The 11,793-nt window shown below is 44.9% G+C and carries 13 protein-coding genes; 7 read left to right on the top strand and 6 right to left on the bottom strand.

Features of this window, described 5'->3' with window-relative positions; translation table 11 throughout:
* The first annotated feature begins 8 nt into the window (after nt 1–8).
* The 6 genes from A3729_RS01990 (at nt 9) to A3729_RS02015 (ending at nt 7,658) form a co-directional block, all read left to right on the top strand.
* Nucleotides 9–272 (top strand): DUF4212 domain-containing protein, encoded by a 264-nt coding sequence (locus tag A3729_RS01990; protein ID WP_068516597.1) that lies wholly within the window; start codon nt 9–11, stop codon nt 270–272.
* A gap of 9 nt (nt 273–281) precedes the next feature.
* The gene (locus A3729_RS01995) at nt 282–2,012 is read left to right on the top strand and encodes a sodium:solute symporter family protein (protein WP_068552975.1); all 1,731 of its coding nucleotides are present in this window, start codon (nt 282–284) and stop codon (nt 2,010–2,012) included.
* 129 nt (nt 2,013–2,141) lie between these two features.
* On the top strand, nt 2,142–2,633 hold the full coding sequence (locus tag A3729_RS02000; protein ID WP_068552976.1) for a hypothetical protein: 492 nt from the start codon (nt 2,142–2,144) through the stop codon (nt 2,631–2,633).
* Between the two features lie 35 nt (nt 2,634–2,668).
* The gene (locus tag A3729_RS02005; protein WP_068633044.1) at nt 2,669–4,522 is read left to right on the top strand and encodes a DUF294 nucleotidyltransferase-like domain-containing protein; all 1,854 of its coding nucleotides are present in this window, start codon (nt 2,669–2,671) and stop codon (nt 4,520–4,522) included.
* Nucleotides 4,509–5,192, top strand: coding sequence for a 3'-5' exonuclease (locus A3729_RS02010; protein WP_068516611.1), 684 nt, complete (start codon nt 4,509–4,511; stop codon nt 5,190–5,192). Before A3729_RS02005 ends, A3729_RS02010 begins: the two co-directional genes overlap by 14 nt.
* A 72-nt stretch (nt 5,193–5,264) precedes the next feature.
* Entirely contained in the window at nt 5,265–7,658 is a 2,394-nt protein-coding gene (locus tag A3729_RS02015; RefSeq protein WP_082880533.1) for a GAF domain-containing hybrid sensor histidine kinase/response regulator, read from the top strand.
* Nucleotides 7,659–7,713: 55 nt separating this feature from the next.
* Here the strand turns inward: A3729_RS02015 and A3729_RS02020 are convergent, their stop codons facing one another.
* Nucleotides 7,714–8,250, bottom strand: a complete 537-nt coding sequence (locus tag A3729_RS02020) for a hypothetical protein (protein ID WP_068506920.1) — start codon at nt 8,248–8,250, stop codon at nt 7,714–7,716.
* Nucleotides 8,251–8,489: 239 nt separating this feature from the next.
* Here A3729_RS02020 and yegD point away from each other — a divergent pair, with 239 nt between their 5' ends.
* Entirely contained in the window at nt 8,490–9,857 is a 1,368-nt protein-coding gene (yegD, locus tag A3729_RS02025) for a molecular chaperone (protein ID WP_068552978.1), read from the top strand.
* Between the two features lie 26 nt (nt 9,858–9,883).
* Here yegD and A3729_RS02030 read toward each other — a convergent pair whose 3' ends face one another.
* From A3729_RS02030 to A3729_RS33730, 5 genes are all read right to left on the bottom strand, one after another.
* Nucleotides 9,884–10,360 (bottom strand): DM13 domain-containing protein, encoded by a 477-nt coding sequence (locus A3729_RS02030; protein ID WP_068633045.1) that lies wholly within the window; start codon nt 10,358–10,360, stop codon nt 9,884–9,886.
* Nucleotides 10,361–10,389: 29 nt separating this feature from the next.
* Nucleotides 10,390–10,686 (bottom strand): hypothetical protein, encoded by a 297-nt coding sequence (locus A3729_RS02035; RefSeq protein ID WP_068633046.1) that lies wholly within the window; start codon nt 10,684–10,686, stop codon nt 10,390–10,392.
* 77 nt (nt 10,687–10,763) lie between these two features.
* On the bottom strand, nt 10,764–11,294 hold the full coding sequence (locus tag A3729_RS02040) for an ABC transporter substrate-binding protein (RefSeq protein ID WP_068516624.1): 531 nt from the start codon (nt 11,292–11,294) through the stop codon (nt 10,764–10,766).
* Nucleotides 11,295–11,303: 9 nt separating this feature from the next.
* Complete coding sequence (locus tag A3729_RS02045; protein WP_068516628.1) at nt 11,304–11,516, bottom strand: hypothetical protein; 213 nt, start codon at nt 11,514–11,516, stop codon at nt 11,304–11,306.
* A gap of 96 nt (nt 11,517–11,612) precedes the next feature.
* A partial coding sequence (locus A3729_RS33730; protein WP_231877303.1) for a hypothetical protein occupies nt 11,613–11,793 on the bottom strand: 181 nt, incomplete at its 5' end.

The following is an 11,793-nucleotide window of genomic DNA, read 5'->3' on the forward strand; positions in this document are numbered from 1 at the left end:
GATGTGTCATGCAAGAAAATAATAATGAGCAAGCATCTGCGTACTGGCAATACAATATCAAACTCATGCTAAAGCTGTTATGCATTTGGTTTGTCGTATCGTTTGTATGCGGAATCCTACTGGTCGATGTACTGAATCAGATTCAAATTGGCGGCTATAAATTGGGCTTCTGGTTTGCTCAACAGGGCTCGATGTATAGCTTTGTTGTGTTGGTCTTTTATTACGCAAAAAAAATGGCGGCACTTGACCGCGAATTTAACGTAGAAGAATAGGAGGCTGATATGGAACTGCAAACCTTAACTTATATCGTGGTGGGTATTACATTTGCTATGTATATTGGCATAGCCATCTGGGCGCGTGCCGGGTCTACCAAAGAATTCTATGTGGCCGGTGGTGGTGTTCACCCCGTTGCAAATGGAATGGCAACCGCTGCTGACTGGATGTCTGCCGCTTCGTTTATCTCAATGGCGGGTTTAATTGCTTTTTATGGCTATGGCGGTTCGGTCTTCTTAATGGGCTGGACAGGTGGTTATGTATTGCTGGCAATGTGCTTGGCACCTTACCTAAGAAAGTTTGGTAAGTTTACCGTACCAGAGTTTATTGGCGACCGTTTCTACTCTAGAACTGCTCGTATTGTCGCAGTGGTTTGTTTGATCGTAGCTTCGGTAACCTATGTTATCGGCCAGATGAAAGGTATCGGTGTCGCTTTCTCCCGCTTCCTTGAAGTGGATTACGGAACAGGCTTGTTAACCGGTATGTGCATTGTTTTTTTCTACGCCGTCATGGGCGGAATGAAGGGCATTACCTATACGCAGATTGTTCAATATTGCGTATTGATATTTGCTTACACGATTCCGGCTGTCTTTATTTCTTTACACCTAACCGGAAATCCGATTCCACAGCTTGGATTGGGCAGTACTATGGTGGGTAGTGAAACCTTCTTGCTTGATCGACTCGATCAAGTCGTCTCGGAACTCGGTTTTGCTGAATACACCACACAGGCTCGGCTCAGTACCACGAACATGTTTGTTTATACCATGTCTTTGATGATTGGTACGGCGGGCTTGCCTCACGTGATTATACGCTTCTTTACGGTTCCTAAAGTGAAGGATGCGCGAACGTCTGCTGGTTGGGCGCTAGTCTTCATTACCATTCTCTATACGACTGCACCTGCTGTGGCAGCGATGGCACGCTTGAACCTAATGAATACTATTGAACCTGCTAAAGGCGAGCACCTTGTTTATGACGAGCGTCCTGATTGGTTCAAAAAGTGGGAAACAACAGGCTTGTTGAAGTTTGAAGACAAGAATGGGGATGGCAAGGTTCAATACACGTCTAACAAAGAAACAAATGAAATGGTGAAAGTGGATCGTGACATTATGGTTCTTGCTAATCCGGAAATCGCGCAGTTGCCTAATTGGGTTATTGCCTTAGTTGCAGCGGGTGGTTTGGCTGCCGCACTCTCGACCGCTGCAGGCTTATTGCTGGCTATTGCCTCGGCAATATCACATGACTTACTCAAGGGTGTCTTTAGGCCTGACATTTCAGAAAAGAATGAACTCATGGCGAGTAGGGTTGCCATGGCAGGAGCCATTGCCTTTGCAGGCTATCTCGGCTTTAACCCGCCAGACTTTGCCGCGGGTACCGTCGCCTTAGCCTTTGGCTTGGCAGCCTCTTCGATCTTCCCGGTCTTAATGATGGGTATCTTTAGCAAGAAGGTGACCAAGGAAGGTGCAATCGCGGGTATGATTTCCGGGATTGGTGTGACACTGCTTTACGTCTTCCAGCACAAGGGAATCATGTTTGTGGCTAGTACGTCTTTCTTAGGTGATATGCCAGCTAACTGGTTCTTGGGAATTGAGCCGAACGCCTTTGGTGCGATCGGTGCCGTGGTTAACTTTACCGTTGCCTTTGCTGTGTCGAAATTGACGGTTGAGCCTCCACAGCATGTTCAAGATTTGGTTGAACATATCCGTGTACCGGCTGGCGCTGGTGAAGCGCATGCGCACTAAGTTAGTGAATGAGAATTGATATTGTGGCCTCTTGGCGCTGGTCGTGTTGCGGCGCTAAGATTTTTTTGGGAAGTCTGCGGTTTAGGCTTCCCCCTTTTTCCTTCACTTGATGATAGATGGAGAATAAAAATGTTTAAAAACAAACATATGACGACAGCGATGGTGGTTGCACCCTTGCTCGCGATTGTGAGCTATTTTGCGACGGACTATATTGTTTCGGATATTCCTGAAAGCGCTGCACAGGGTGAAAGCTATGCCATGGTGGCCAGGTCTAACTGTCGTTATCAGAGCGGGCAATGTACCTTTAGAAATGGGGATTTAGAAGTTAAGTTTCAGCTGGTACAAACTGGCGGTAGTCAGCCAGTTCTAAAAGCGCGATCAAATCACCCTTTACAGGGAGCACAAGTTGCTTTGGTTAGTGAACAAAATAAAGATGCTCAGCCGCTAATGTTAGAAAAATCAGATGATGCGGGAGAGCAGTGGGCTATCTCACTACAAGGCCCAATTGATGATAAGAATGAATTACGAGTGGCGATGTTAGCAAATTCGACCACATTTTACGGCAGCACAGAAACAACGTTTTTCCAGTATGACACGATTTTTCCCAGAGATGATTGGTAGAGGCTTGCGCCGTTTGAATACAGGGTCATAAGTTTATGGAGCTAGATGATAAGAAACAATTTCTATCACAGTGCCCGCCTTTTAGTGCGTTAGGGGATGCTGCGCTAGAGCTGTGCCTGAAGAAGTTATCTATTTGCTATGAGAAAGCAGGCACCGAGATACAACAACAAGGCCTTGATGAAACACTTTACTTACTACGTTCTGGCAGCGTCGAGCTCAAAGACGCTCAAGGTCTATTTCTAGACCGCTTAAGTAGCGGTGATATCTATGGTGTTGGCGGTGAACAAAGGCCTGACGCCACCACAACTCAATTAACTTACCTCGAAGACAGCCTGGTTTATTGCCTGCCAAAGAGCTTTATAGACAGACTGTCGACCGAGAACGATACCTTTGCGCTGTTTTTCTCCCGTGAGACTGATAAGTCTTTGCAGATCACTGAACAGGCGAGTCACGACGCCACGGCGTATAGAGATTACCGGCTCAACCAGCTGGTGTCGGAGTTGATGGTTAAGTCGCCTTTGTGTGCATCGAAAGAGACCAGTATTCAAGAAGCTGCCTTGCAGATGTCCGACGCAAAAGTGAGTTCTATCTTGCTTTTGGATGAGGGGGAATTGTGTGGGATATTGACGGACAGAGACCTTCGCTCTCGTGTTTTAGCTAAAGGAATCGACCCTCAGCTTCCGGTTTCTGAAGTAATGAGTACAAGCCTGAGAACGATAAAAGCCGATCAAACAGTGTATGAAACACAGCTGTCTATGATGACAGCGAATATCCATCATCTTCCCGTTGTCGAGAATGCGAAACCGGTTGGAATTATTACGCTGAATGACTTTATCCGTGCTCAAAATAGTGAACCGGTTTATATGATTCAGGCAATTAACCGAGCCAGTAACCGGGATACGCTTTATTCACTCAGTAAACAGTTGCCTGAACTGACCTGCAAGCTTATTCGCGCCAATGTTAGAGCCGATGAGATTGGCCGGATCATTACCTCGATCACCGATAGCATAACTCGTCAGCTGATTGTCCTTGCTCGACAGACTTTTGGAGATGAACCATGCGAATACGCCTGGGTGGTATTTGGCTCACAGGCTAGACAAGATCAGATGCTTGGCTCAGATCAAGATAACGGTATGATTCTCGATGATGCTGCAACACAGGAAATGGAAGATTACTTTAAACGCTTTGCTGAATTCGTAAATGAAGGCCTGGACAAATCAGGTTTGAAATATTGCCCGGGAGAGGTGATGGCGCAGACTGATAAATGGCGTCAGCCTTTAGAGGTTTGGAAGCAGTACTTTACTCGCTGGATCCGTCAGCCTGAACCCAAGGCGCTAATGCATGCCAGTATTTTTTATGATATTCGCCACGTTGCTGGCAAGCGTGAGCTGACGAAGTCTTTAAGTAACTTGGTATTGGAGGAGGCTCAAAAGAACACCATCTTTCAGGCATGTATGTCAGAAAATGCGCTTCAGACCTCACCGCCTTTAGGCTTTTTCAAAACCTTTGTGCTAGAGAAAGATGGCAATCACAACCCGGTATTGGATCTAAAACTACGGGGCACCGTGCCGATTGTTGCCCTGGTTCGTTTGTACTGCTTGATGAAAGGAATTGAAGAGGTAAATACCAGTAACCGGCTACAAGCTTTGGAAAGTGCAAAAGTACTCTCTGCCTCCGAAGCGAGCAACCTAAGAGATGCTCATGAGTTTATTGCTCGTTTGCGTTTGGATAGTCAGAGTAGGGCAATGATGCTGTCGCAGCCAGCGACAAACCACTTAAACCCGGATGAGTTATCTCCTTTGTTGAGGCATCAGCTTAAAAGTGCGTTTTCGGTTGTTGCTGAAAGTCAGCGCTTGTTAAAAATGCGGTTTGCTCATGGTTCTATATAAGCTTCAATACTGGTTAAAAAAACGGAATTGGTATCGCCAGGCACAGCGAACGCCGATCGCAGAGCTTTATGCCCAGCCTTCCTTGTCGGGGGGGACGAAGGTGATAGATCAAGACTTTCTGGTAGTCGATTGTGAAATGAGTGGTTTGGACCCGAAGTCGAATGAATTGCTGAGCTTAGGTTGGGTGCGTGTAAAAAATGGCCGGATTGATTACGCAACACGAAAACATCTGCTGGTGCACTCCAAGCAAACGGTAGGAGAAAGCATTCAGATACATGGCTTATGCGATCAGCGATTGGCCGGTGCCTCGAGTGTGTCGATGGCTTTGGGCTTGTTAGCTAAGCATGCAGAAGGTGCAGTATTGGTGTTTCATCATGCTGTACTCGATATCGCCTTTATTCAACGTGCGGCATTCAACTGCTTTGCTTGCCCATTGCTGTTTTCTTATATCGATACCATGCAGATAGAGCAAGGGCGCTTGGCGCGAAGTGGTCAAAGTGCGCCTTTGCAGCTAGCATCTTGTAGGGACCGCTATGGTTTACCCGCTGCTTTTCAGCACAATGCAATGTTTGATGCCGTGGCAACCGCTGAGTTGTTTTTGGCGCAATATTCCCACTTAAAGTCGGCTAGAGGTCTTAGCCTGGAAGGTTTAGCGCCCAGAGTCAGCTAGCTTTTCCATATTTCAGCTACTTTCTGCGGGAGTAGCATCTATACTCTTGATATCAATGCTCAGGAGCCGTACATGTCTCACTTTGAAATCGACCCGATGCTGGCAAAGGTCGCCGAAAACCTTTCTCTTGCATGGGCTTATCTCGATGCCGACCTTAACTATCGTAAGGCAAGCTCTCGCTATGCCAAATCATTTCATCTATCTATAGAAGAGGTAGAAGATAAACCGCTGGTTGAAGTGATTGGTGAGAAGGCTTGTGCTCAGCTATCTCCCTACTTGGCAAGAGTGCTTAGCGGGGAAGAAGTTCGATTAGATAAAGACATTGAGCTAGACCTTAGAACCGGCATGATCTACAGACAAGCAACCTACCTTCCGCAAATTAGAGAAGGTAATGTTGTTGGCTTTTTCGTCTTTATGAATGACCTGACGGAAAACAACAAAGCAATTAATACACTTCGTCGTTTGCACCTCATTACTGCCGACAGTGAATTATCAGTTGAAGAAAAAATCCAGCGAGTTTTGGCCTTGGGAAAGCAGACTTTCGAGTTACCTTTGGCTTTGGTCAGTCATATTCATAATCAGCGATATGTCGTTAAGTATTCCGACACTCCGAATGGTGAAGTAAAACCTGGTGATGAATTTGAACTGGGCATTACTTACTGTATCCACACCCTTAATGCCAATGGACCAACAGGCTTTGATCATGTAGAGAAAAGCTGCATTAATACGCATCCTTGCTACGAGGCTTTTGGCCTGGAAAGTTATATTGGTGTGCCGCTAATCGTGTCAGGTGAACGCTTTGGTACGCTAAACTTTTCTGGTCCTGAAGCACATGCCAGACCCTTTAGTGATGACGAATTTGAACTCATTCGTTTATTTGCCCAATGGATAGGTAATGAACTGAGCAAACAGCTTGTTGCAGAAGATTTAGCACGTCAGAAGACTTTACTGGAGTCGATGAGTCAGCAGGCCAGAATTGGTGCATGGGAGTGGGACATGCTGGAAGACCGGCTTTACTGGTCACTCATGACAAAAGAAATTCACGAAGTACCCGAAGGCTTTGAACCTGATGTCTCTACAGCGATCAATTTTTATAAAGAAGGTAGAAGTAGAGAGCTAATTACCGCCGCGGTGAACAAAGGTATTGAAGAAGGCATTGCTTGGCAAGAAGAGCTGCAGCTGGTGACAGCTAAAGGCAATGAAATCTGGGTTTCTGCACTTGGCCAGTCAGAATTTAAAGACGGCAAGTGTGTACGCTTATTTGGCTCATTTCAAGATGTTGATAAAAAGGTAAAAGCCGAGCTGGAGTTAAAAGAAGCGAAGGAAAAAGCAGAACAGGCAGCGCATTCAAAAAGTGTCTTTCTAGCCAATATGAGCCATGAAATTCGTACGCCTATGAATGGTGTGCTAGGGATGCTGAGCGTATTGGATACAGAAAGCCTAGATGACTCTTCATCGCAAAAGGTGGCAATTGCTAAGAAGAGTGCAAGCTCTTTGCTTTCTTTACTCGACGACATTCTCGATTTTTCCAAGGTTGATGCAGGGCACCTTGTACTTGATGAAGGTGCGATAGATTTAAGGGAATTATTCGAATCTTTTGTCGATTCGGTGCGCTTCGATATGGAAGCCAAGGACTTAAAACTCGAATTGCACTTGGAAGGCTTCGAGCAAGCGTGGGTTAAAGCAGATGCAGGAAGAATTCGTCAGATTCTTAACAACTTAGTTGGTAATGCGATTAAGTTTACCTCAGAAGGTAGTATTACAATTAAGGCTAGTTTGGTGCAGCAGAAGGACAGAAAGATATTGCGTTGTGCCATTGTTGACTCGGGTATTGGTGTTGAAGCCGAGAAGCTTGAACAGCTCTTTAACCCTTTTACCCAAGCAGACTCAAGCACAACCAGAAAGTACGGTGGCACGGGTCTCGGGCTTGCGATTGTTAAACAGTTGAGTGAGTTGATGAAGGGAGGTGTATGGGTAGAAAGTACACCTGGCAAAGGCAGCACATTTCGATTTGGACTTAATCTGGGTGTTGCTGAGGCACCGGAAGTTTCCCTGAAAGGTGAGTCAGAGTGTTCGGGCATTAAACCTCATGCGGTGCAGATATTATTAGTTGAAGATAATGAAATTAACCAGCTGGTTGCCAAAGAATTGCTGTCCCATATGGGGTATCACATCGACGTGGCTGGCAATGGTGTAGAAGCTTTGGCTACTTTAAACAGTAGCGATAAAATATATGACCTGGTGTTAATGGATTGCCAGATGCCTGAAATGGATGGCTATGAAGCAAGTAAGAACATCCGCGAAGGCTTAGGCGGCGAGGCGTATAAAAATGTCCCAATTCTGGCGTTAACGGCCAACGCAATGAAAGGTGACAGGGAGAAGTGCCTGGCGGCCGGCATGACAGATTATGTGAGTAAACCAATTATAAGAGAAGATTTAGAAAGAACCTTACACAAATATGTCTAGGTGTTTGAAACACTCGACTTCCAATATTTAGCTGTAACGACTCGAAATAAAGGCGTTAGCAATAATTTTTATGTATAGAAGGGAATAGCTGAACAATCCCGCTCTGCGCTTGATAGTCTGCAACAATCCAAATCTGCTCGAAAGGGTGCCCTTCAGGAACATGGATTTTGTCTCTTAAGGCGATGATTTCTTCTGATGTCCATGCGGGGTGTGCATTTCGAATGATCAGCCATACGCGTTGGGACTTGTAGTGCTTTTGGGCTTTGTTCATCAGTATTCTATTCAGAGCGCTAAGCAGACGCTCATGCACGTTGGAACAGTTAGCCTGCTCGCGCAGTGCTTCACGTGTTTTATCCGTCAGGTCACGTTTCAATATCGCCATTGCTTCGGCTTCAGAGCCGTATAGGTGCGCAATTTCCAAATCGAGTCGAAGGCCTTCCAACTCGCAGGATACATCTGGCTTATTTGGTTTGTTGTGCCAAATATGCCGAATTTCTTGACCGTGTAGCCTTTCATAGTGACGCATAAAAAGCTTGGCAGCTTCATGTTCGAGGGCTATCTTCTCGTCGGCACTGCTTGAAAATTGTTGCATAAACTAATACCCGGTTAGGCAGTCTTACTGTGCCTAGATAGAGCGACTTTATGAGAGTAGCTTATAAAGTCTTGGGTAGGACTTCAATGCCCTACCTATAACTTCTAGGGAGTCGATAGATTCAGCAATTAGGTAAAAGACAGCCTGCCATATTTAACTGGCTAAGCCGTGAAGCTTATGTTAATTTTCGCGCCCTTTTTATTTGTCCTTCTTCTAGTGGTATTAAAGGTGGTAGTGGAATGATTTCGGGTTTTGACTTTGGAACCTCAAACTGTGCAATAGGTATTCACGATAGTAATTTGAATAGCGTCCGTTTGCTCGAGCTAGAGCAAGGCAAGCGCTTTATGCCGTCGACTTTGTATGCTTTAGACCGGGAACTGATTAGTGAAAGTGTCGGCTTGTCTATTGCCACTGATGAGCTTAAGTCAGACTATATCGACCTGCGCAGTAACCACTTAGCTCGTGCTCAACATGTTCGTCGGGAGCAAGGTTTTGGTTCAGACGAAAGAATAGTCTATGTCGGCCATGAAGCCTTTGAAGAGTATTTACAATGGCCGGGAGAAGGCTACTTTGTAAAGTCCCCGAAGTCTTTTCTGGGTGCCAGCGGACTTCGTCCAGAAGCGGTTTTTCTATTTGAAGATATCGTTACGGCAATGATGCAATCTATTAAAGCGCGTGCGGAACAGACACTTGGCGATACGATATCGCATACTGTAATTGGTCGCCCTGTAAACTTTCAAGGTTTGGACGCCGAGCAGAGTAACCGTCAGGCCTTGGAAATTCTGCAAACCTCAGCAAAACGTGCTGGTTTTAAAGATGTTGAGTTTTTATTTGAGCCTATTGCCGCAGGCCTGAGTTTTGAACGTTCACTCGATGCAGATAAAACGGTTTTAGTTGTCGATATCGGTGGTGGAACGAGCGACTGTGCCATGGTTAGAATGGGGCCTTCTTACCGAGATAAGAGCGATCGATCAAAAGATTTTCTAGGGCATAGCGGTGAGCGAGTAGGGGGGAACGATCTTGATATTCAGCTGGCAGGAAAGCACCTCATGCCACTTCTGGGCATGTTGTCAAAAACCAAAAGCGGTCTTCCTGTTCCCACCCAGCTTTTCTGGGACGCAGTGAGCACTAACGATGTATCGGCTCAGACACGGTTTAATGAACTTAATACAGGCTTGGATATTGAACAGCTACTACGCGATTGTGTTGAGCCAGACTTGATCAAACGCTTTATCTCAATGCGAAATAATCAGCAGCAACATCAGCTTGTTCGCAGCGCAGAGCAATGCAAAATCGCCTTGTCCTCAGCCGATAGGGTTTCAAGCTCACTTGAGTTTATCGAAGATGGGCTGAGTCAAGACGTAAAGCTAGAGCAGTTTGCTGAAGCAATTGACCGACCCTTGATGAAAATGCTGAGCTTGATGGAAGAAGCGATTACACAAGCGCAAACACAACCCGATCTAATTTTTATAACGGGGGGATCGGGTCAGTCCCCTGTTATTCGTAAAGCAATTCACAATAAATTTGGTGACATCGAGGTGCTTGATGGCGACCACTTCGGCAGTGTCGCATCGGGTTTAACCGTTTGGGCGAATCAAATATTTTAATTGCAGAGTCTGTTCGCTGAACTCATTTACTGATATTTGGCTGCCGTAATAAACTCACCAAAGGCCTCACACCAAACAATGACTGAGCTAAAGTCAGCTATATTGGTGCCCTGAGGCACTTTGACGACAAAGTTTTCGAAGGTTGTCACGTCACCAACTTGAAGCATTGACGACTTCAAGCGCTGAAAATCAAGCTCGGTTTCTACGAACTCTTTAGAAAGATAAAGCTTATAGTCTGGCCCGGGAGCCAGTTGGCCAGCTAAAGAAATGTACTCAGTGTTAAGCGAAACGATGCCTTCGCCCCAGTGAAAGGTGTCGCTATCCTCTAGGTCTCTTTTAAACTTCCCGGTATATCGCGCTTGCGAAGAAATCTCTGAGATCGTTGACTCTGAAGGCGCAGTCGGTGCCGTTAGAATTGGCAGGATATATATCCCCAAACCGATACCCAATGCGCCTATAGATAAGTGGCTTGCTAAGAGTAAAGTAATTGTTTTTAGTTTCATAAAGAACCTGTTGCTTGGTCTGGTTATGTTTATTTTGTTGCGATTCCAATGAGAAGGGCAATGACCCCAACAATCAATTCAGCCCATGTATTTTTGTACTTCGTATCATGTGCTTTTTCTTTGTAATAAGCTGATTCTTCATAAGCTCTTTCCATCGACTCAATATTATCTGGAGTACCAGGGAGACTTCCAATTTTAGAAGCTTGTTGATTAGCGCGCTCAGATCTTTCCTCATAAGTTTTTGCCCGAGCGAGCCTTTCTTGACTTGTGGTTGCACAGCCGAACAGCTGTGTTAGAGATAAAATAAAGATGGTGTTTTTGATCAATTGATATATTTCCCTATAAAGATTGTCTAACGCTGCGTTAACCGAAGGCGAGTTCGGTAGGGCGCTTGGTTAAACTCTTACTGAAGTTTTCCATATTTGGCTAGAATTTGTTTATATTCATCAGTTGTCTTGAACTTCGTCAGCTCCTCACTGAATCTCAATGACAGCTCTTCAAGCCCTGGCTTCTTCGCAAAAGCTAAATAATTTCCGCCAGGGCAATAACGCTTACTCCCAACGATAGTTAATTGATCCAAAATAACCATCTCCCGAGCTTTATGAAAGCCAACTAGCTCGACACCTATTGCTAAATCGATGCGACCCAGTAACAGCATATTCAAGCTTTGTTCCAAAGTCGGTACTCGCGATGCATTCTCTAATAGGTGAGAATTGTCTAACTCATCACAATATTTATAGCCAAGAATTGCCCCCACACGCAGGTTTTTAGGGTTATTTAAGTCAATAGAAGAAATAGAGTTTGTTGCTTTCTTAAAAAATACAGTAACGCCTTTAGACACTGGCTCACTAGGAAAGTGTAGGAATTCCTTTCTTTCTTCAGTTATAGAAGCGGCTAGTATTGCGTCAGCTTTTTTGTTTTTAACTAAACCCAAGCAGCGTTTTCATGGCAATAATCGAATATTAGCTGTTACGCCAAGCTTCTGAAATACTGATAACGCAACTTCTACGTCGGTTCCCACCACTTTATTATCTTCTTCATAGGCAAATGGAGGCCATGGATCTGTGACAATGTCTATTGCTTCATTTGCCCACGCCAACTGTACACAAAGTAAAGCAATTATGAACAATAAGAACTGATTTACTGACAACTTCATATCTGCCCCTTGATCATCAGTGTAGAAAAATTCCAGTTACTAGCTTAGTTGAAAACCCCCTCTTAGGAAACTTAACGATGCCCCTATGAGGCCTTGTTAGCTGCTTTTTGCATACTTTGATTTTAACCGTTTATGACGATGAGCAAATATTGATTGAAATACTGGTTTAAATAAATAACCTAAAAAGCCTAATTTACTTTTGAAATAAACGACATCTCTTATTTTTGCCCCTGAACCATCAGCTGAAATAGTTTGCTCATGTGACCACACATTATTG

The sequence above is a fragment of the Oleiphilus sp. HI0043 genome, from assembly GCF_001634935.1.